Below are 23632 nucleotides of genomic sequence, written 5' to 3' on the forward strand. Positions count from 1 at the left end.
GGGGTGCAAATTATGGGTAAATTACCTAAAACTATCGATAATTTTAATTCAGACTCTTCACAAAATTGAGTGCCTGCTCATCTAGGAAGAGTCTTTTTTGCACGGTTTTTCGATATCGTGATTAGTTCAGTTCCGATGTTAATAGTTTTTATTTTTTATAGAGTGGTGGATAGTAAAACAGCCTTAATTGCTGTGAGTTCAGGTTTGTTAACTATTTTTCTTTACTTCAACATATTACCCTTATTTTTTAAAGGAAAAACTTTAGCAAAGTTGATGTTTGGATTAAAAGTTATACATTTAGAAAACAAAAAAATAACATTTAAAATCTTATTTATTAGAGAACTTTATTTTTTATATATCCCGTTGCTTTTTCAGTTATTATGTCAAATTGCAGCCGTATCTATTTTTTTACTATTCACAAGTGATGGTGAAGAAAATGCTAACCTAATGGCCTCCACAACAAGCTTTATTTTGCAAAGGATTGGTTATGCGTTCTATGTGGGCTGATTTTTGTATTTACTCATCACCATATATTTACAAGTTGATCATATAGCTGCGATAGATTTAAAATTAAAAATAAGAGTTTTGCATACAATAAAGGTGTACAATGAACCTAACATAAAAAAAGAGACACATATTCATTTGGAAAATAAAAAACCAGGAATTATTAACCTAGAAGAGTTGAATGTTATGCAAGGGGCAAATATGTTTAAAAATAGTTGTAATGCAATAGAAACAATGATAGAAGAGAAATACTTTAGTGGTGCTGTTTTTTGTGTGTCAAAAAACAAAGAGCAGGTTTTTTTAAAGTCATTTGGAATAAATGATGTCAAAGAAAACACACCAATGAACGAAAATTTAATTTTTAGAGCCTATTCAATGACTAAACCAGTTACTGTTATCGCGTTTCTAAGATTAGTCGATGCAGGTATAGTTAGTATCGACGATGAAATTTCAAATTTTTTACCGGTATTCAAAAGTGTTAATGTACTCCAAACTAAAACAAGTGATAATGTAGTTCCTCTATCTAATCCAATAACTTTTAAACATTTACTTACAATGACGGCCGGTTTTACATATCATGGTAATAAAAATAAAACACAAATATTGACTTCTGAGTTCCTAAAAAACTATGTTGTTGGTGAAAACGGCAAGTATTGGAATTACGATGATTTCTGCACTAATTTAAGTAAAATACCTCTTTTATTTCAACCAGGAACTGACTGAAATTACGGTTTAGAAATTGACGTATTGGCAGCTGCAATTGAAAAAATAACTAATCAATCGTTTAGAGATCATTTGAAAGATACATTATTCAAAGACTTAGGAATGTCAGATAGTGATTTCTATTTATTTGATAAGAGTCGAGAAGCATTTGTTAATGTATGAAATACCGGAGAAGATGGAAACACTTTAAGAAAAAGAAATAACTTCAAATATCTTTCACAAGAAATAGACAAAGTTCCTAATGCCCCTATGGGCGGAGCTGGCTTATTCACAACTGCGACCGATTACAATAAGTTTTTAATTTTTTTACTCGATGGTAAAAACTCTGAAGGTCAGCAATTAATCTCAGAAAAATTATTAAATGAAATGTGTAAAGACCAACTTGGGGCACTTAAAAAAAGTTTTATTTGAACTTTAAATGCGGATTATTCTTATGGTTACGGAGTTAGGGTTAGAATAGACAACAACGAGTCGCCTTTGACAGAGATCGGCGAGTTTGGTTGAGATGGTCTTTTAGGGTCCGCATCATTAGTAGATAAGAAAAATAATATAACAATGAATATAATGTTAAGCTCGTTTCCAGGGCATAATAAAAAAATATCAACAGAGTTTTTCGAAGCATTTTACAAAGATGTTAAGTAAAACTTTTTTTATTTCCATTTATTTTTAAATAAATGGTATTTTTTCCAAAATATGTGATAATAGATACGAGGAGGATAAATATGAGATACAAAGAATGAGAGGGCTTTAAAAAAGGTCAATGAACGGAAGAGGTTGATGTTAGAGGATTTATTCAAGCTAACTATGAACCGTACATTGGGGATGACACCTTTTTAATGGGTCCAACAGAAGGTACCAAAATACTTTGAGATAAAATCATGGAATTAACTAAGAAAGAAAAAGAAGCTGGTGGGGTTTTGGATGTTGATAATGACGTTCCATCCACTGTAACTTCTCACGGTCCTGGTTATATCGATAAAAGTCTAGAAAAAATTGTGGGTCTTCAAACTGATAAGCCTTTCAAAAGAGCTCTAATGCCATGGGGTGGGATTAGCATGGCAGTCCAAGCCAACGAATCTTACGGTTTTGAAGTAACTGAACGAGTTAAAGAAATTTTTACCAAATATAGAAAAACACATAATCAGGGAGTATTTGATGCATATACTCCAGATATGCGTAAAATTAGGAGAAGTCATATTGTAACAGGTCTACCTGATACTTACGGAAGAGGTAGAGTTATTGGTGACTATAGAAGGTTGGCTCTTTACGGAACTGATTTTCTGATACAAGAAAAAATAAGTGATGCAGCTTTAATTGATGGAGAGATGACAGAAGATAAAATTAGATTAAGAGAAGAAATTGCTGAACAAATTAATGCATTAAATGACATTGTAACTATGTCGAAGTCTTACGGTTTTGATGTAACTAAACCTGCCAAAAATGCAAAAGAAGCTTTTCAGTTCACATATTTAGCTTATTTAGCGGCGATCAAACAAAACAACGGGGCAGCCGAATCTTTTGGTAGAGTAGCTACTTTCTTAGATATTTATTTGGAAAGAGATTTAAAAAACAAAATACTTACCGAGACCGAAGCTCAAGAGCTAGTAGATCATTTAGTAATGAAACTAAGAATTGTAAAATTTACAAGAACACCCGCCTATAATGAAGTTTTCTCAGGAGACCCTGTTTGAGCTACAGAATCAATTGGTGGAATGGGGTTAGATGGTAGAACACTAGTAACCAAAAATTGTTATAGGTTTATTCATACCTTATCTAATATGGGGCCTTCACCAGAGCCTAATTTAACTATATTATGGGCTCAAAACTTACCAAATAATTTCAAGCAGTTTTGTGCTAAATATTCAATCTTGTATTCTTCAATGCAATATGAGAATGATGACATTATGAGAACCACTCACGGAGATGATTATGCAATAGCTTGTTGTGTTAGTCCGATGCAGGTTGGTAAACAGTTGCAATTCTTTGGTGCCAGAACTAATTTAGCGAAAACACTATTATACGCAATTAACGGTGGAGTTGATGAAATATCTAAGGAACAAATTTCACCAAGATTCGAACCAGTAACTACAGGAGATAAAAGTTTAAACTTTGATGAAGTTTGAAACAAGTTTGATAATATGATGTCTTGAGTTGCTGATAAATATGTAAATACTTTAAACGTAATACATTATATGCATGATAAATATTATTATGAAAGTGCCGAAATGTGTTTTTACGACACTAAAATGCACAAATTCTTCGCTACAGGGATTGCAGGTCTGAGCGTAGTAGCAGACTCACTTTCTGCAATTAAGTATGCAAAAGTTTATCCAGTTAGAGATAAAGACGGTATTGTTGTATCCTATAAAACAGAAGGTGATTTCCCTAAATATGGAAATGATGACGATAGAGTAGATACAATTGCCAAAGATATTGTAAAAATATTTATGAATAAAGTAAGAAGTCACCAAACATATAAAGGTTCTGAACCTACAATGTCAGTGCTAACAATTACATCAAATGTTGTTTATGGAAAATCAACAGGTGATACTCCTTGTGGAAGAAAGTTCCCAGAAGCTTTTGCCCCAGGAGCTAACCCTATGCACGGAAGAGACTGCACTGGTGCAGTAGCTTCATTAAAATCAGTGTCTAAAATTCCATTCAAACATGCATCAGATGGAATTTCTAATACATTTTCTGTAATACCTAACGCCTTAGGTAAAGACGAAGATTTAGTTATAGCAGGAGATTTCAAAGTATCTGGAGAAATACCAGAAGAAGCAAAAATAAAATAAATCGTATTAAGACGTAAAGGAGATAAATATATGTCAAAACAACAACAAGAAAACTTAGTCAACATGCTTGACGGTTATATGAAAAACGGAGGATTCCATCTAAATGTAAACGTTTTAGATCGTCATATCCTAAAGGATGCTCAAATGAATCCTGACAAGTATCCACAATTAACTATTAGAGTATCTGGTTATGCAGTTAACTTTGTCAAACTAACAAAACAACAACAAGATGAAGTTATATCAAGAACTTTTCACCAGTCAATGTAATATAAATTTATAAAAAAGGACTAAGATTAGTCCTTTTTAAATGGAAGGTGTAATATGGTTGGTTATTATAATAGTATAGAGACTTTTGGTGCTGTTGATGGTCCTGGTATAAGACTTGTTATATTCCTACAAGGCTGTTTACTTCGTTGTAAATATTGTCACAACCCTGAGACTCTTGAGTTTAGCAAAGAAAAAACTATTACCGTTGATGAAGTCCTAGAACTTTTTGAAAAAAATAGATCATTTTATGAAAAAGGAGGAATAACTTTGTCTGGTGGTGAAGCAACAACTCAGATGCAATTTTGTATTGAACTTTTCAAACAGGCTAAGTCTAGAAATATACATACTTGCCTAGATACTTGTTTTGGTACTTTTCAAAGCATACCGAAAGTTGAGGCGCAATGATTGGAGCTTTTGAAGTATACGGATTTAACTTTAGCGGACTTAAAGCACATAGACAATGATAAACACATAAATTTGACTTCAAGACCAAACATTAATATTCTGGAAGCTATCAATTTTTTGGACAAAAACGGGGCAAAAATGTGAGTCAGACACGTACTAGTTCCTGGGTGGACAGATGACAAAGACGATTTATTTAAGTTAGGACAATTTGTCGGCAGATTAAAAAATATGGAAAGACTTGAGATGCTACCTTATCATAACCTGATGATTCCAAAATATGAAAACCTTAAAATGAAGTTTCATTTAAAAGATGTCATTCCACCAAGCAAAGAATATGTAAAAGAATGTCGTGACATAATAAAATTAGGAATGTTGGATATAAAGAAAAACAATAGTTAAGAAAGACTTCGGTCTTTTTTTTGATTTTTTGATTTTTTCTATAAATAATTGTTATTATAAAAAAGTTACAAGGAGTGAGTATATGAAAAATTTATTAAACATATTAAATGATCAACAGTTAGATAGTGTTATTACAACAGACGTACCTGTAAGAATTATCGCGGGTCCAGGTAGTGGTAAAACGAGAGTAGTAACAACTAAAATTGCATATCTAGTTAAACAAGAGAATATAGCTCCTTACAAGATTTTGGCAGTGACTTTTACTAACAAAGCGGCAAACGAGATGAAAGAAAGAGTAGAAAAAATGATAGGTCCAGGCTCAGACAAGCCTTTCATAAGTACGTTTCACTCATTTTGTGTAAGAGTCCTTAGAGAAGATTTTGAACACTGTAACTTAAAAAAAGATTTCGTGATTATAGACACTTCTGACCAAGCAAAAATTTTTAGAAACATTATCAAAGAACTGAATATTGATATCGATGATAAAAGTTTTACAAGAAAGTGTGCATCAAAAATCAGTGGTTGAAAAAACCATTTTATAGATTGAGAAGAGGCAAGAGAATCTTTATATACTCATCAAGAAAAACATTTTGCTACTATTTACCGAGAGTACTTAAAGTACCTTGAAAATAAAAACTTGCTTGATTTTGATGATCTTATATTGAAAGTTCACACTCTTTTTAGAACAAATACTGAAATTCGTACAAAATGAAAAAACCGCTTTGATTATATACTTGTCGATGAGTTTCAAGACACCAATGACATACAATTTAACTTAATTCAATGACTACTTGGTGATAGAAACTGTTTAACAGTTGTTGGTGACCCTGATCAAACAATTTATTCTTGAAGGGGTGCTAAGTTAAGGATTATTATGAACTTTGAACAAGTTTACCCAAAAGCACGAACAATTTTATTGACGCAAAATTATAGATCAACAAAACCCATTGTCGATTTAGCAAACAATTTTATTATAAAAAACAAAAATCGTGAAGACAAAGAAATCTATACATTAAAAACCGAGGGTAGTAGAGTATCCATCAAAGAAGCGTCTTCCACAAATTTTGAAGCTAAGTTTGTTGCTAAGAAAATTCAAGAACTTGTTAAAGGCAAGCAATACGAATATAAAGATATTTATGTGATTTTCAGAATAAATGCTTGGTCACAAGAAATTGAAAAAGAATTTGCCAATGCTAAAATACCTTTCAGTTTAGTTGGTGGTTATCAATTTAGGGAACGTAAAGTTATAAAAGATGCAACAGCGTTATTAAAAGCGATCTCAATCAAAGATGATTTATCATTTGAAAGAATATTTGATTTCACTCCAAAAGTGGGTTCGGTTACATCTGTAAAACTTTTTGCTGCGGCAAAGGAAATGAATTTGAACATGTTCGACTTTTTAACTCAACACGAGAATAAAGTAAAAGAAATAACAAAGAACTTAGACTCTTTGATAATAACTCTAAAAACAGGAAATGAGATGTTTATGGAGAACACTAAACTAGCCACTCTTGCGAAGGCAATGATAAAACTGAGTGGCTACGAAGACAAAATAAATTCTCAATCAAAAGAAGATTTAGAAAGCCTTCAAAACTTAAGAGCCTATTATGATCAGTTTCAAAAGTTTGATGAAGAGTATGATTTAGAAAAACCAGAAATTAATAGATTAATTAAATTCTTACAAGAAGAGTCGTTATCTAGCTCATCTGAGACTCCTGAAGTTCCAAATAAAGTTACTCTTCTAACTATACATGCAGCTAAAGGATTGGAAAATAAGGTTGTTTTCATCGTCGGATTAAATAAAGATATTTTCCCTTCAAAACGAGCATTTACAAGTATGGAGAATCTCGAAGAAGAGAGACGAGCCTTTTATGTGGCAATAACAAGAGCGCAAGAAATGCTCTTTATTAGCTATGTATCAGGTGGGTTTTCATATTTAGTGGGTGGTGAACTTGGAGAATCTAGGTTTATTAGAGAATTGGATCCAAGTTTATACGACTTTGAAAAAAATATTTACTTTCATTCTCCAACTGAGATGACAAGCCAAATGTATTCTACTGGTTTGGTTCATAAAGAACCAACCAAAATAGAGTCTGGTGTATTTAAAGGTGATAAAGTCGATCACATAATGTTTGGTGAAGGAATTGTTACTTCTATTACAGATAAATATCTTGTAATTGCATTTTCGAATCCATCATATGGAACCAAATCTATTCCGATAGTATCTAAATCTTGAAGCAAAAAGTAACACTTTCTTATCACAAGTATTTACTTTTCTATATAATATATTTGTTAGGAGGATATAAAAAATGACTTCATTTACAGCTAAAGTTATTGATCCAGTAGGATTACATGCAAGACCAGCTTCTGTTTTAACTAAGGAAGCTTCTAAATTTGCTTCTGAAATTAAAATAAAATCAGGAGACAAAGAGGGAAACCTTAAATCTATTATGAACGTTATGGCGCTTGCTGTTAAATCTGGTGCAGATGTTACAATCGAAGCAACTGGTGATGACGAAAAAGAAGCAATTGCAGCTATTGAACAAGCTATGAAAGATAATTCAATTATCTAAAATTAAAATGAGTAGTAACTCATTTTTTTTATTCTTAGGTATATATAATTATTTTAATTTTTAAAACTTTTTTACTAGACCAATAATGATATAATTCTTTCAAGATTGGAGTAAAAATATGATTGAAATTAAAAACCTTACTAGAACTTTTAAAAATGGAACAGGTATAAAAAATGTTTCTTTTAATATAAATCAAGGTGATATTGTTGCATTTATTGGCGATAACGGAGCAGGTAAAACCACAACAATTAAAGCACTTTTTGGAGAGGTAAGACTTAAAGAAGGGAATGTTTTGCTTAATGGTGAAAATCTTCACGAGAATAATAACTTAAAAAATGTGGCTTTTTTCCCTGACACAAACAATATACCTTTAGATATGAAACTTAATGAGTATATTCACTATTTGTGTGCCGCAAATGGTATGGAAAAAAAAGACTTTATGCCTAACATTGAGCCAATTTACAATATGTTGGGTTTAGATAAGCACAAGGGTAAAAAACTAAAAGAGCTTTCGGCAGGTTGAAAGAAAAAAGCTATAATGGCAAGCGTTCTTATTAGAGGTCCGAAATATATAATTCTTGATGAGCCAACAGCAAATTTAGATGTTGAATCAAAACTTGAGTTTATATCTATATTGAAAGAATTAAACACCTATGGTGTAACAATAATGATAACTAGTCACATAATAGAGGAATTACAAGAAATTGCAAATCACTTAGTTCTAATTAAAAATGGCGAAATTGTTTTCGATAAAATTATTGATAACCAAAAAGAAAGAATTATAGATATTTATAAAAAATTCGTAGATCCCAAAAAAATAGATCTAAGTAATCTAAATAATGTTTATAAAGGAGGACAAAATGGAAAAGCAATCTAACAAATTTGGTAACAAATTTAAAACAACAAAGATCCTCCTAGGGATTAACTTAAAACAAATATTAAGATATAAACCAACAATTATTATTGGTTCAATTGTATTAGTCTTGAATATATTACTATTATTAATTGGAGCTCACACAGGAAAAACTTTCGAGTCTGTTTTAACAAATTCATTAGTAACCAAGTCAATTTATTACATTATCGTATTATTCACTTTTGGTCTTTTTATGTCATTAGTCTCTTTGTTTTTTTATAAAAAACATATAAATGAAGGAATATTGAACATTGAATTAAGGGCAGGTATTAATATTTGAAATTCTTTTTTTCTAAGATATGTATTATCAATGATAGTTATATTAATGTATGTAACTATATATGTGTTAATCTCATTACCAATTATTTATACTGGAAAATTAGATAGCGACTTAGTATCTAAAATTCAAGTACCACAAATATTATTTCTTTACTTCTTTGCGATAGTTGTATACCCATTTATAACTATAATCACTTCTTTATTTACTTCAGCTATAGGTACTCTATTGAATATTGTTGTTGTTCTTGCAATTTGTTTCACACCGATGGCAATTGGACTTTCAACAAAACTAAGTAATACAGGTAGTTTTGAAAAATATGAGAAAACTAAAAAACTTTCTTTAATTAATAAAAGATATGAGCTAGGAAGCGACTTTTATCAAAAATTTAAAACTCATTCTATCATGAAAGATGTGTTTACTGATTCAAAACCTTACGGTGAATTAGGTAACTTATTTAATCAGTTTTCTAAGGATGACGGAAAGATTTCTAATAATTTATTAGCAAGAGCCCTATTTATGGGACAATCAAGTATAGAATCTTATACAACTAAAGATAATGTACTTAAAAATTGAAAAATTTATGACAATGTTTTAAAACCAGTTTATGAGGTTACAAAAGATTATAAATCAGACACCACAATTAAAAACTTAGACAGTAATTATTTATTTGGTTCATTTACAAATCAAACAAGTAGATCACCACTTAACTTGAAAGCTTATTCAAATTTTCTAAAAGGAAATGAAAAAACAAAAAATTTATCTGAATTATTTGATTATGCAACATCTGTTTACAATAAATATTGATATGGATTAGCAAATGAATCATACATTTCAAACTACTCAATAAGTTTTAAAGGCAATTCGTTATTACCAAGAATTGTTGGAACAACCAACTTGATATTGGGTGAAACAGAGAATTCTTCAAGACCTTCAGAAGAAGATAAACATGATTTAGAATACAACAAAGGATTATTTAACTTTTATAATGAACACCCAGAATTAATGGTTATGAACTTTTTAGTTACACAATTATATAATGTTGCAACTAATTTTGATAACTTTAATTTCGTAGATGTATTCAAAACTTATCAAGAGGACTTAACTTTCGAAGATGCCTTAGAAAAATATAATAGTGTTTATAATAAGGCTAACCAATTCAATAACATCAACTTTTTAGGCAACTTCTCTTGAATTTATAGAGGATATTCTAACGACCCCTTTTATATGGATTATTTTTATTCAGATCTTAGCACAACAATTATCACTCCTTATGAAGGGATCAAATATATAACACCAGCTGATATTCAATATGCTAAAGAAAAATCAGCAAGCAATCAGCTTTTAAAAAATTTCGAGCCTATATTTGACTCAAAATTAAAAGCAAAAGGTGGAATAAATTATTGATTATCTGTTTCATGTTGAATCGTAGCGACAGGAATATTCATATTATTCTCTGCTTTAATATTTAAAAGAAAATCTAAAATCTAAAACAAATAACCCTAACTTGGGTTATTTTTTTAATAAAAAAAACTAAAAATATAGGGGTAATAATTTTGTATAATAAGTATGTTTAATAAATTAGGAGGAATACGTAATAATGTCAACAAAATTAAATGGTATTGGTGCCAGCAACGGTATAGCTTTAGCTAAGGTTTATTTATTGGATGAACAACCAATCATAATACCTCAAAATAATATTACTAACACAGAAGAAGAATTAAATAATGTCAATCTAGCAATCATAAATGCAAAAAAAGATTTAGAAAATCTTCAAGTTATTGCAAAAGAGAAGTTAGGTGAAGAAAAGGCTGCTATATTCGAAGCACATGCGTCAATTTTAGAAGACCCTGCTATGGCTGAAGAGTTCACAGAATTAATAAAATCTAAAAATTATAACGGAGCAAAAGCAATCAGTGAAGTGGCAAACAAGTTTATTGAGATGTTTAATGCAATGGAAGATGAATATTTTAAAGAAAGAGCAGCAGACATTAAGGATGTTACAGATAGATTGATTAGATACGTTCTAAAATTGCCTGTAGTTGATCTTGCTACCATTTCAGAAGAAGTTGTAATTGTAGCAGAAGATTTAACACCTAGCCAAACAGCACAATTAAATCCAAAATACGTAAAAGGATTTGCATGTAATATTGGTGGTAGAACAAGTCACGCAGCAATAATGGCAAGAAGTTTGGAAATACCAGCGGTTCTTGGTCTGAAAACAATATTGGAAGAAGCTAAAAACGGAGATATCCTTGCGATTGACGGTAACTCAGGAGAAGTAGAAATAAACCCAGTAAGTAAAGAAGAATGAATCAAGAAAGCTGAAAACTTCTTGAAGGAAAAAGCTGAGCTAGAACAATTTAAAACAAAAAAAACATTAACAAAAGACGGTTATGATAAATTTGTTTTAGAAGGTAACATTGGTAGTCCCAAAGATGTTAGTGCTGTCCTAGAAAATGGTGGAGAAGGAATAGGTTTATTTAGATCTGAATTTTTGTATATGGATAACGATCACTTCCCTACAGAAGAAGAACAATTTGAGGCATACAAAAAAGTTGTCTCAGATATGAATGGTAAAATAACTATTATACGTACACTAGATATTGGTGGCGATAAAAAATTATCTTACTTCGAATTTCCTCATGAAATGAACCCATTTTTAGGATACAGAGCAATAAGATTTACACTTGATAGAAAAGATATTTTCAGAGACCAAATTAGAGCATTACTTAGAGCAAGTGCTTTCGGTCCTGTTGGAATTATGTTCCCTATGATAGCAACAGTTGATGAGTTCTTAGCGGCTAAAAACTTTACTTTAGAATGTAAAAAACAACTTGAGAGTGAAGGTGTAAGTGTCGGAAAAGACCTACAAATTGGTATGATGGTTGAAATACCAGCAGCAGCAATTCATGCTGAACAATTTGCTAAATACTCTGACTTTTTCAGTGTTGGAACAAATGACCTTATTCAATATTCTATGGCTGCAGATAGAATGAGTGAGCATGTAACCTACTTATATCAACCTTTTAACCCTTCTATTTTAAAGTTGTTGAAACTTACAATAGACGGAGCACATAAACACGGGAAATGAGCTGGAATGTGTGGAGAAATGGCTGGAGAACCAGACGCTATACCACTATTGATGGGTCTTGGGCTTGATGCTTATTCTATGTCTGCAACTAGTATTTTGAAAGCAAGAAGCATAATGTCAAAACTAACTACTCAAGAAACAAAAGATTTGGCTTCAAAAGCATTAGAGTGTGATACTTCGGAACAAGTATTAGAACTAGTGAAAAATTTGATGAAAAATAAATAAACTATTAAACTAATGCAATGTATTACGATATCATATTAATGAAAGAGGAGAGTGCTTAAATATGGGTTTATTCACAAAAAATAAAAGTATTGAAATTTTTTCACCAGTTGATGGTGAAATAATAGACTTAGCAAAAGTAGAAGATGAGGTCTTTGCAGAAGGAATGATGGGTGATGGTTTAGCCTTCGTACCATCTAATGGTGATTTTGTTGCACCAATGGCTGGAAAGTTAGTAACTGTTTTCCCAACCGGACATGCTTATGGAATAGAAAGTAAAAATGGAGTAGAAATTCTTTTACATATAGGTTTAGATACAGTTACCCTAGAAGGTGAAGGTTTTGATGTAAAAGTTAAACAAGGTCAAACAGTATCTGCAGGTGACCAGTTAGTTGTTGTTGACTTAGAAGAAGTGGCTAAAAAAGTTCCTTCTACACAATCACCTTTAATATTTACTATTGACTCTATGGAAGGCAAAAAGTTAGAAATAGTAAAAAAAGGAAAAGTAGCAAAAGGCGACTTGGTTGCAATCGTAAAATAAATTAATAAAATCTCAAAAATAATTTTGGTGAACTTTAACCACAATTATAAAAAGAGATTTTTTTTATTTTTTTATTTCTTGCAGAGTTCTCGTTATAATTTAGATAGTGACAAAAAGGTGGCTTATTGTGAGTAATGTGAAAATTCATCCAAAAAATAAAAAAAACAAACAACTTGATTTTAAAAGTTGACAAGATAAACATTTTTCTACTAACCATAATTTTAAGTTTGATATATTAAACTGAAAAACTGACGGTATGATTTTTGCAAGTTCTGCATTATTTGTACCCTTATTGTTATCGATAATTTTTACAATTTTTTTCAATTTACAAAATTCGGTAAATGTACAAGCAACACTCCAAGTACTAACTCTTATATCTGTTGGTGTTGGTTTTATATTCAATTATATGCGAAACGGTTCGGGCTTTTGAAAAAATGGTTATGGATGATTTTACATTTATACATTCTTACAACCTGTATTAGCTCTTCTATTAAGTATCTTTTTATTGAGTATACCGAACTCAGATGATATCAAAAGTTTTTTAACCATAGGATTATATATTGTGTCAACCACCATCCTTGTTATCTTGGTCATGACTAAGGACCGTACTATATTTAAAAGAATTAAAGAAACTTTAAAGACTCAAAAAGTAAAGTTATTACTTGTTACATTTGTTGGTATAGTGCTTATTTTGGCTATCTGTCAAGGTATATTTGTATATTTGTATAACTGAATATTTAATATAAAAGGCGAATCTAATAATCAAGAAAGTTTAATAGGACCGCTAAAAAATAAAAACACACCTACCATAACAAAAGTTATTTACTTGTCTATTTTATTTATATATGTTGTTTTATTAGCACCTATTTGTGAAGAAATAGTAACTCGTAATTGCTGATTCTTGAATGTTTCTAATAAGTGGTTCGCATACATTACAAGCTCAATTTACTTTGGTTTTCTACACTTTGGTTTTACAGGTGATTATATTCATTCACTGAGCTACATATCAAGTGGTTTTATTTTGGGTGGTGCTTTTATTTTAACCAAAGGGAATGTAACTTACTCATGAATGTTACACCTAACTAACAATTTAATATCGTTCATACTATTATTAGTATCAATATTCATATAGGAGAAATAATGACAATTTTAAACGTAAATCAAAATGATGAGAATCAAACAATTTTTAACTTCATTAAAAAGAATTTTAAAACAACTAAACTATCTATAATTTATAAATGATTTAGAACTAACAAAATCAAATTAAACAATAAGAAAGTAAAAGATCAAAAACTTAAATTAAAAGCTGGGGATGAGATTAAGGTATACGACTCATCACAAAGTGTTTTAAGAGATGAATTCGTAATGTGTGATTTCTCTAGTTTAGATATTATTTTTGAAGATGAAAACATTCTTATTATTGATAAAAACCACAATGTAGAAATGCACTCTCAAATAAATCCTTGTCTAGATAACATGGTTAAGACATACTTAATAAGAACAAAACAATATAGTCCAGAAGAAGAAAATAGTTTTGTTGTTAGTCATGTTCATAGGTTAGATAAGCTGACAGCGGGTCTGGTAATTTATGCAAAAAATAAAAAGACTTTAGATGTTATGCTTCTCGCAATACAAAATAAAATGCAAATACAAAAATACTACCAAGCAACTTTGGAAAATGATAGTCTTCCCGAGGGCCTTGTTGAGGGATTTATATTATATGATAGTGAAAAGCAAAAATCTGTTTATTCCGAAATAGAAAAACCCGGTTATAAGAGTTGCCAACAAATTAATAAATTAGTTGATAAACTCAAGTATACTTATGAGATTCAACTCTTATCAGGCAGAAAACATCAGATAAGAGCAATATGTAGCTTTTTTAAAGCACCAATAGTTGGTGACTTTAGATATGGTGCTGAAAGAACGGGTGTTAAAGCAATTGGCTTAGTTGCAAGCAAGTTACGTTTCGAGAACTTTGAAAATGATTTAGCATACTTAAACGGAAAGGAATTCCTATCTAAAAAAAGAGTTTAAATGATAAAATATTATTTATATAAGGAGGAGGACTAAATGGTATCTACAAAACAGGGTATTTTCAGTATTATTATCGGTACTACTATATCGCTTTTTAATGCCATAATTCAATTTTTAACTATTTATTGGGTTTTGGAAAAGTTTGGATCACAATTTAACGGGTTTATCAGGTTGGTTAGTTCCTTTTCGGCATTGATTGCAACTGCCGAAGGTTCTCTTGGTTTAGCAACAACGATTTTATTGGTTAAACCCATTGTTCAAAATGATTGAATAACCGCTAACGAAATTTATTCTACCTCAAAAAAAGCTTATAAAAAATCTGCTTTAACTAGTATAATTCTTGTCTTGTTACTAGCATTTATTTATCCTCTATATGTTGGTGTTTCTGCAAATGGTAGCATATTTGATACTTCTAGTTGAAAGCAAATTGGGTTAAATATCACTCAAAACGGCGAGACTACACTTTTAGGTTATTGAGCGCTACTGATTATTACCCTTATATTTGGTTTCAAAAACTTTGTAGGTTCTTATTGATTTAATGTCTACGAAAACTTAATCGCAGCAGATAATAAAAACTCAATTAGACGCTTAGTAATATTATTCACAGATATTACAGTATATTGGATACTGTTCTATTTGCTTAGTTTAAAAAATGTGAATGCCATAATTCCATTTATATCCATATTACTTTATTCGCCAATTAAAGGTGCAATGATTTATTTATATGCAAAAAAGAAATACCTTTGATTGAAATATTACAAGGATTTTAATAGTTTCAAACTAAATACTACCAAGCGAAAAATTGTAGTTTCTTCAATTGGTACATCATTATTATTAAATACTGACGTTATAATAGCATCACTTGTTCTTGGTCTTGGAGTATCTTCTACTCTTTCGCTATATCTTGTAATTGCGGTTAACACGCGTCTAATTATGACAAATTTTATTACATCATTTAGAGAGTTCTTTGTAGTTCTAGTTGCCAAACGGGGTAGAATTCAGTGAGAAAGCTACGCAAAATATGAACTTTATATTTATTTAGTGGCTGGGTTTACTTTTATAAATATGTCAATATTATCACCTTATTTTGCCAGTGCATTGTATGGTGATATTGCTCAAAAGTCTCTGGAAACATTGAGCGGTGAAGATGAAGCGTTGAGATTCATGTTTTATAATCCGTACTTTTCTATACTATACGCTAGTTCAACAGCTTTAATAATTTTGTGCGAAGCACAAATAACCCTTATTCATGCAAAGGGTAGGTATGGGGAAGTATCGAAGTTCCAAAACTATTTAGGTTCTATTTATATAGTTTTAAGTTTTGCAATAAGCTATATATGTAAGATAACCAATGCAGGTGGGGAAAACTTCGCATTGGTGTCAGGTATCATTGCTCTTTACACAATTAAAATGATCTTTTTAGTAGCTAGATATGCTTATTTATGGTTTTATGTTTGAAAATACGCAACTTACAATTCAACTAAAAAACACGTTCTGAATAATTTTTTAATACTTATAGTACCGGCTATAACTATGAGTTTGATAAATTGATTTGTGATAAAAAATAAGTTTGATGTAGAATCATCAGCAAGAGGTAATGCACCTATTCAACCTTTAATCGGATTATTCTTTGGAGTTATTTTTGTTTCTGGTGTTGTGCTAGTATTGTTCGCTTATTTATTTTCTCCAAAAATGATGAACGGGATCATGATTAATATGCCATTGATTAACAAAATAGTAACAAAAAAACTCGCTGAGGAACGTCAAAAGCGATTTGAAGAGAATGGTATAGATGTAAATGATATTGTCGACAATACAGAACAACTATCACAAGCTCTTTATGGAATTAAAGATGACAGTGCAGCTGCCCATATTTCTTTAGAAACATTAGATATAAATGTCAACTCAAATAATGAAAAAATTTATATTATAAAAGGGAAATAACACTCCTTTTTTTATTTTTTTCTAGGCTTATTGTTGGTATGTTGGGAATGGTATAATAAGTTTGGTGAAAAGAAATGACGAGTTTATCAATTTGATTCCCTATTGTGTTAACAATACCTATTATCTTTATGTTTTACACATCAGGGACTATTATATTAGAACTTTTAAAGTTTAAAATAAAGAATAGTTTTTCAGCAATTGCAGCTGGTTTTTTTACTTATTTCACATTTATATCAGTACTAACATTTCCATTACAACTTATTTCTGTACTACCTTATATATTCTTTATATATTTCATATGAGCATTGACAATTTTGTTTATCGCTTTTTGTTTTGTTTTCTCAAAGTACTGACTATCAACAAACGTTTTCTCATTGAACACAATCATCTACATGGGAATAGTTGCTTTGATTGTAGGTATTAATTTTTTAGGTATCCAATTCGTGAATAACGTTAGTTTTGCACGACACAAAAACACATTATCAATATTGAACTGATTAAAAGATAATCCTGTTTCATTTTTCAATAACGCAACATTATTTAATTTTTTAGGTTTCAAACCATTTCAAGGGTGATATACTTTTCAGCTATCTTTGATAATATTGGGTAATATTGAAACCTACCAGTATCAAGATTTCATAAAACCTTTTTGTTTTATTATTGATGCATTTCTTTTCTCTTCAATATTCATAACTATGTTTGAGGCTTTAAAGAAAAAAACTAAAAGCATAAATACTTGTGCTTTGTTCGCCATATCTCTAATTATATTCTCAATAAGTAAATTATTGATAGCCTACTTTGACGCATCGTTCTGGGGAGGAGAGTCAATATTCATTTACTTAGTATTTTATTCAATAATGTTATTATTGAAGTACACCACTTCTGAGTATAGAGAAAGAAATAACACATTTTTTAATGGAATGGTTTTAGGTGGTTATATTTGTTTTTCTTGAGATAGTTCTTACCAAGTATTATTTCTTCTTTATGGATTTATATTTGTAATTCAAAAAACGTACTCTAGAAACTTCACTAAAGATTTACTAAAACTTTCTATATTCTCATTGATTGATATATTTTTCTTTAACATTGTCTTGGGTTATTATATACAAAGTCTTCTTTTTGGAATACTTACTGTCTTCTTGATATTGACTGCTTTTTGAATGTCTCGTAATTATTCGGTTGTATCAAAGTTTGAAATATTTATTGACCAAAAGACAAATTTCACAATATTGCTACTTCCTATAAGTTTTATGTTGATTTCCATCGCTATCACACTAGGGATGGAGCAGCCGTTTGTATCAACAAACGATAACTACCTTAACTTTCTTTACGTTTGAACTTCAATATTTAAAAATAAAAACGTTAACTTTTGAACAACTTTTATTCTCGCAATGGTTATTTTAGCCTTATCATTTTTTTGAATATTCATTAGGAAAAAAATTAGAACTACAGGGCTTACAGGAATTATTGATTTGATATTGATTAGTTATTTAACTTTCTACAATCCGATAGTTGTTAAGTTTATAAACTTCATATACCCAGATATGACAAAAACAAATGGTGTTGTTATGATAGTAATGGGTATAGTATTATTAAATGTTGTTGTTTATTGATTGTTCGACTTTATTAAAAGACGAAAAGTAAGCACAAATGAACCAGTTATTATTAAAAAATATACTTGATTAAGTTTATAGGAGATATTATTATGAGCAATATAAAGGAAAAGTTAGATAGCTTGAAAAAAAAGCTTAATGAGTGAAACCACGCATACTACGTTTTAGATGCGCCTTTGGTTTCAGATGCTGAATATGATTCACTTTTGAAAGAACTTATCGAACTAGAAAGTTTAAATCCAGAACTAGTTACATCAGATTCTCCAACTCAAAAGGTTGGGGGACTCGTACTAGATAAGTTTGCCAAACACAAACATCAGGTGCCTATGCTAAGTCTTAGCAACGCTTTTAACGAACGTGATTTGATTAATTTCGATGATCAAATATTTAAAAGTATAGGTAATAAAAATTATAATTACTTTGTTGAACCAAAAATTGATGGGTTATCTATATCTCTTCTTTATAAGTTCGGCGTTTTACAAAAAGGTGTCACAAGAGGAGATGGTTACTATGGGGAGGATGTAACTAATAATGTTAAGACAATAAAAAGTATTCCTTTAAAAATAGAAAATTCAGATGAATATTTTGAAGTTAGAGGTGAAGTTTTTCTTTCTAAAAAAGAGTTTTACAAAATAAATGAAAAAAGAAAAGAAAACGATGAACCTCTTTTTGCCAACCCCCGAAATGCTGCTGCTGGAACACTAAGACAAATAGACTCATCAATAGCAGCAAGCAGAAATCTAGATGCTTTTTTATATTATTATATGAATAGAATCAAATATCACAAACACTCTGAATCATTAGATTTTATTAACTCTGTTGGTTTTAAAGTAAATAAGTTAGGTAAATTATGCGAAAATATTAATGATGTCTTGGAACATATTAACTATATCAACAATATAAGAAGCGAACTTGATTACGAAATTGATGGAGTTGTTATCAAACTAGATAATTTTGATTTATATGATCAAGTTGGTTATACATCTAAATCACCAAAGTGAGCAATAGCATATAAGTTTCCCGCAGAAATAAAAGAAACTTTATTGAAAGACATTTTTGCCACTGTTGGTAGAACAGGGAAAATAACTTATAATGCAGTTCTAGAACCTGTTCAACTTGCTGGTACTACTGTTCAAGCAGCCACTTTACATAATTCTGACTTTATCCACAATAGAAAAATAAAAGTTGGATCAAAAGTCAAGGTAAAAAAAGCGGGTGACATAATACCAGAGGTTATAGAAGTTGTTAAAGATGAGAATTATAATAACCTTGAAAATTGAAAAGAACCTCTTGAGTGTCCAGAATGTAAGTCAAAACTTGAAAGATTTGAAGATGAAGTAGACCAATATTGTATCAACAATTTATGTCCAAGAAAAAGAATCAGAAGTATTGAGCATTTTGTCTCTCGTGACGCAATGAATATCGAAGGTCTAAGTATAAAAATTATTGAAAAACTTTATGACAACGGTCTAATCAAAAAAGTTTCTGATTTGTATACATTGAAAACTAGCAAAGAGAAAATTTTAACACTCGACAAAATGGGCGATAAGTCTGTCTCAAATTTACTTACAGCCATCGAAAATTCTAAAAAAAACTCTTTGGAAAAAATATTCTTTGGACTAGGTATCAGACATGTTGGTAAAAAAACAGCCCAAACTTTGGCTATTAATTTTCAAAATATTGACAATATCCTAAAAGCTAGTTTCGAAGATTTTAGTAAAATATATGATATCGGTCCAATTGTTGCAAAATCAATAATAGATTGAAGAGAAGTAGCTCAAAATATAGATTTAATAAACGACTTAAAAGCAAACGGTGTTAATTTAATTTACTTAGGAAATATTGGAAGCGTTTTCAACGAAACCATTAGCAACAAAAACTTTGTCATAACTGGAACGCTATCTAAACCAAGAAATCATTTCAAAGATATTTTAGAAAGCTACGGTGCTAAAGTTATAGATAGTGTTAGCAAAAAAACAGATTATCTTTTAGCAGGTAAAGATGCTGGAAGTAAATTAGAGAAAGCAATAAAATTAAACATAAAAATATTAAGTGAAGAAGAGTTCAACAATATGATAGGAGACATAAATTAATGAAAATCACAAAGAATTTGATAAAAGAGCTAGCAGCCGATGTTATGCTGGAATTGGATGAAAATGAGGTCAATGAAATTACAAACTTGGAAAATGATATTTTAAATAAGTTTGAAAAAGTTCTTTTAATAAACACCGAGGGTGTTGAGGAAGCACATTACCCTTTTGATTTAACAAATAGCTATTTAAGAGAAGATGAGGTTTCAAAAACAACACCAAAAGCAAAAGTTTTAAGAAATGCACCACAAACATCAGAAGGTTATGTGGTAATTGAAAAGGTAGTGAACTAATGGAAATAAAGTTTTTAAGTATTAAAGAACTAAACGAAAAATTAAAAAATCAGGAAATCACTATCTCCCAACTAACAAATTTAACTATCAAAAACCTAAAAGAAGAAATGAGCTCAAACTTTCTTGTGACTTTAACCGAAGATCATTCCCTTGAAAGAGCAAAGGAGTTGGAAAAAACAAAAAATTTTGATAATCCACTTTATGGAATTCCTTATGTAACAAAAGACAACATATCGACAAAAGACATTCTAACAACTGGTAGCTCAAGAATTTTATCAAATTACTATCCTACTTTTGACGCAACAATAACAGAAACCCTTGATAAGTCTGGTGCTATCCTTTGTGGTAAGGCCACTTTGGATGAACTAGGTATGGGGGGTACTGGACTTTTTGCGTTCAACGGAGAAGTTCGTAACCCTTTAGATAAAGAAAGAATAATTGGTGGAAGCTCAAGCGGAAGTGCTTTTGCGGTGGCTACTGGTTTAGTACCTTACTCAACAGGGACAGACACTGGTGATTCAATTCGTAAACCAGCAAGCTATACAGGTATTGTTGGTTTTAAACCAACTTACGGAAGTATTTCTAGATATGGTGTGATACCATATTCTCCAAGCTTAGACCATGTTGGGTTTTTTACTAGAAGTGTAGAAGATATGGCTATATTGTGCGATGCTTCTTTCGGTTTAGACCACAATGACTTTACATCAATAGATAACAAACAAAGTTTTTCTGCAAACTTAAATGAAAAAAAAGAAAAAATCAAGTTTGGTTTTTTAACATCTGTAGAAAAATATATGGATAAAAGTTTGCTTGGAAGCTACAAAAAACTTTTCGATAAGGTTAAAAAAGACGGCCATGAAGTTATTTTTGTAGACTTCAAAAAAGAGCTACTCGATGCTATAACTGCCGTATATATGATGATATCTTTCTCAGAAGGTGCAACCACACACGCGAACCTGGATGGTATTAATTTTGGTAAAAGGGAAAAAGGACAAGATTACCTTGAAATTATGCGAAACTCAAGATCAAAAAACTTTGGATCCACAGTGAAAAGAAGATTTGTTATTGGAAGTTTTCAGTTAAAAAAAGAAAATCAAGAGAGACTTCTTGCAAAATCTAAAAAGGTACGACGATTAATTAATGAAGAGTTATCAAGAGTATACGAAGAGATAGATATTTTAATTTTGCCACCAAGTTTGAATGTGGCACCTAAAGTTTCTGAAGTTCTAGGTACTGATGTAGAAGAAAGAGATAACGATGAAAAAGTATTTCTTGAAGATCTTTTAATTTTAGCTAACTTCAACGGTATGCCTTCAATAACTTTGCCTTTTATTAAATCCAACGGTCTTCCAATAGGTATAAATTTAAATGCCAGACCAAAAAATGACTTGGAATTATTACAAGTATCTAAGTATATAGAAGAAGTAGTTGCAAAGCAAAAAAATGGGGGTGAGACAAATGACTAATTTTGAAGTAATAATTGGTATTGAAAATCACGTAGAGTTGAAATCAAATACAAAGATATTTTCACCTGCACCAGTTAATTTCGGCCTTGAACATAACACTCAAGTTTCCGAGGTTGATCTTGGTTATCCTGGAGCTTTACCAAGTGTTAATAAAGAATGTGTTCGTCTTGCATTACTTGCGTGTAATGCATTAAATTTGAAAATAGACCCCTTACTAAGATTTGATCGCAAAAACTATTTTTACCCTGATTTAGTCAAAGGGTTTCAAATAACTCAACAATTCTTTCCAATAGGGAAAGATGGCTTTTTAGAAATAGAACTAGATAACAATACTTCTAAAAAAATAGAGATAGAAAGACTTCATATCGAAGAAGACACAGCCAAACAGATACACAAAGATAATTTGACATTTATCGATTATAACAGAAGTGGTATAGGGCTGATAGAAATCGTTACTAAACCAGTAATTAGATCATCTGATGAGGCTGTTGCTTATGTAAATGGTTTAAGAGAGATTTTGCTATTCCTAGGTGTAAGTGATGTTAAAATGAACGAAGGGTCATTAAGATGTGATGTAAACATTTCTTTACGTCCATTTGGATATGACGGCTATGGTTCCAAAGTAGAAGTTAAAAATTTAAACTCGCTAAACAATGTAAAAAAAGCTATTGAGTTCGAAATCAAAAGACAATCAGACTTATTACTTAACGGGCAAAAAATTCAACAAGAAACTAGACGTTTTGATGAAAGCAAACAAGAAACTGTCTTAATGAGAGTTAAAAACGATGCGGTTGATTATAAATATACACGCGAGCCAAATATTTTTCCGATAAAACTAAATGAACAATGAATAAATGAAACTATAATTAATGCACCTGAGTTACCATCAGTAAAAAGAAAAAGATACTTTGATGATTATAAATTATCAATGGATGATATAAATTATATTCTTTCAGACTTAAACTTGACATTATTTTTTGAAGAGACAATAAGTTATGGTGCTGACCCTAAAAAAGTGGCGAACCTTTTAATAACAGAAATAAAAGCAATATTAAATAAGGATAATATAACTCTGAAGGGGTCAAATTTAAGACCAAAAGACTTATTTAAAATCATCTCACTCACAGATAAAGGAGTTATTTCTTCAAAACATGTAAAAATGATCATGCCAGTAAAAATCAAAAGTAATGAAAACGTGCTTTCAATTATAGAGAAAAATAATTGAAAACTTATAAGTGACACAGACGAAATCAAAAGATTAGTAATGCCTATTGTTGAAAAAAATACTTCGTTGATAAAAGAACAATTTATAAACAGACCTGAAAGGGTAGAAAAGACAATAATGGGTGAGTTGATGAAATGTACCGGTGGAAATGTTAACCCAGATATTGCAATCAATATAATCAAAGAACTTGCAGAAGCAGCTTTTAAAAATCAATAATTGTACAAAATAAACTAAAAAAAGAACCTTGGTTCTTT

The 23632-nt window shown here is 30.4% G+C and carries 16 protein-coding genes and 1 pseudogene; all 17 read left to right on the forward strand.

The window, feature by feature from the left end; translation table 4 throughout:
- Positions 1–12: 12 nt before the first annotated feature.
- The 17 genes and pseudogenes from ACI2WZ_RS00490 to gatB all read left to right on the forward strand — a co-directional run bounded on the left by ACI2WZ_RS00490 (position 13) and on the right by gatB (position 23594).
- The gene (locus ACI2WZ_RS00490; protein ID WP_500244898.1) at positions 13–1869 is read left to right on the forward strand and encodes a serine hydrolase; all 1857 of its coding nucleotides are present in this window, start codon (positions 13–15) and stop codon (positions 1867–1869) included.
- Between the two features lie 80 nt (positions 1870–1949).
- Positions 1950–4289: pseudogene (pflB, locus tag ACI2WZ_RS00495) on the forward strand (formate C-acetyltransferase).
- 54 nt (positions 4290–4343) lie between these two features.
- Positions 4344–5093, forward strand: a complete 750-nt coding sequence (gene pflA / locus ACI2WZ_RS00500; RefSeq protein WP_500244899.1) for a pyruvate formate-lyase-activating protein — start codon at positions 4344–4346, stop codon at positions 5091–5093.
- 82 nt (positions 5094–5175) lie between these two features.
- Positions 5176–7341, forward strand: a complete 2166-nt coding sequence (locus ACI2WZ_RS00505) for an ATP-dependent helicase (RefSeq protein ID WP_500244900.1) — start codon at positions 5176–5178, stop codon at positions 7339–7341.
- A gap of 61 nt (positions 7342–7402) precedes the next feature.
- On the forward strand, positions 7403–7666 hold the full coding sequence (locus tag ACI2WZ_RS00510) for an HPr family phosphocarrier protein (RefSeq protein WP_023788881.1): 264 nt from the start codon (positions 7403–7405) through the stop codon (positions 7664–7666).
- 118 nt (positions 7667–7784) lie between these two features.
- Positions 7785–8543, forward strand: coding sequence for an ABC transporter ATP-binding protein (locus ACI2WZ_RS00515; protein ID WP_023788882.1), 759 nt, complete (start codon positions 7785–7787; stop codon positions 8541–8543).
- Positions 8527–10347 (forward strand): hypothetical protein, encoded by a 1821-nt coding sequence (locus ACI2WZ_RS00520; RefSeq protein WP_500244901.1) that lies wholly within the window; start codon positions 8527–8529, stop codon positions 10345–10347. Before ACI2WZ_RS00515 ends, ACI2WZ_RS00520 begins: the two co-directional genes overlap by 17 nt.
- Before the next feature lie 109 nt (positions 10348–10456).
- Positions 10457–12175, forward strand: coding sequence for a phosphoenolpyruvate--protein phosphotransferase (gene ptsP, locus ACI2WZ_RS00525; protein ID WP_500244902.1), 1719 nt, complete (start codon positions 10457–10459; stop codon positions 12173–12175).
- A gap of 61 nt (positions 12176–12236) precedes the next feature.
- Positions 12237–12713 (forward strand): PTS sugar transporter subunit IIA, encoded by a 477-nt coding sequence (locus ACI2WZ_RS00530; RefSeq protein ID WP_500244903.1) that lies wholly within the window; start codon positions 12237–12239, stop codon positions 12711–12713.
- 127 nt (positions 12714–12840) lie between these two features.
- Positions 12841–13845 (forward strand): CPBP family intramembrane glutamic endopeptidase, encoded by a 1005-nt coding sequence (locus ACI2WZ_RS00535; protein WP_500244904.1) that lies wholly within the window; start codon positions 12841–12843, stop codon positions 13843–13845.
- Between the two features lie 8 nt (positions 13846–13853).
- Positions 13854–14747, forward strand: a complete 894-nt coding sequence (locus ACI2WZ_RS00540; protein ID WP_500244905.1) for a pseudouridine synthase — start codon at positions 13854–13856, stop codon at positions 14745–14747.
- A gap of 36 nt (positions 14748–14783) precedes the next feature.
- A complete protein-coding gene (locus tag ACI2WZ_RS00545) occupies positions 14784–16691 on the forward strand; it encodes a hypothetical protein (protein WP_500244906.1) in 1908 nt (635 codons plus the stop codon).
- Positions 16692–16765: 74 nt separating this feature from the next.
- Positions 16766–18385: a hypothetical protein gene (locus tag ACI2WZ_RS00550; protein WP_500244907.1), complete on the forward strand. Its 1620-nt coding sequence runs from the start codon at positions 16766–16768 to the stop codon at positions 18383–18385.
- An 11-nt stretch (positions 18386–18396) separates the two neighbouring features.
- Positions 18397–20397: an NAD-dependent DNA ligase LigA gene (gene ligA / locus ACI2WZ_RS00555; RefSeq protein WP_500244908.1), complete on the forward strand. Its 2001-nt coding sequence runs from the start codon at positions 18397–18399 to the stop codon at positions 20395–20397.
- Positions 20397–20687 carry an Asp-tRNA(Asn)/Glu-tRNA(Gln) amidotransferase subunit GatC gene (gene gatC, locus ACI2WZ_RS00560; RefSeq protein ID WP_500244909.1) on the forward strand — a complete coding sequence of 97 codons (291 nt, stop codon included), beginning with the start codon at positions 20397–20399 and terminating at the stop codon, positions 20685–20687. Before ligA ends, gatC begins: the two co-directional genes overlap by 1 nt.
- Positions 20687–22153: an amidase family protein gene (locus ACI2WZ_RS00565; RefSeq protein ID WP_500244910.1), complete on the forward strand. Its 1467-nt coding sequence runs from the start codon at positions 20687–20689 to the stop codon at positions 22151–22153. The genes gatC and ACI2WZ_RS00565 overlap by 1 nt, the downstream gene beginning before the upstream one ends.
- Positions 22146–23594 (forward strand): Asp-tRNA(Asn)/Glu-tRNA(Gln) amidotransferase subunit GatB, encoded by a 1449-nt coding sequence (gatB, locus tag ACI2WZ_RS00570; protein ID WP_500244911.1) that lies wholly within the window; start codon positions 22146–22148, stop codon positions 23592–23594. The genes ACI2WZ_RS00565 and gatB overlap by 8 nt, the downstream gene beginning before the upstream one ends.
- Positions 23595–23632 lie beyond the last annotated feature (38 nt).

The organism is Spiroplasma endosymbiont of Megachile willughbiella (assembly GCF_964273395.1).
In the GTDB taxonomy this organism is placed as follows: domain Bacteria; phylum Bacillota_I; class Bacilli_A; order Mycoplasmatales; family Mycoplasmataceae; genus Spiroplasma_A; species Spiroplasma_A apis.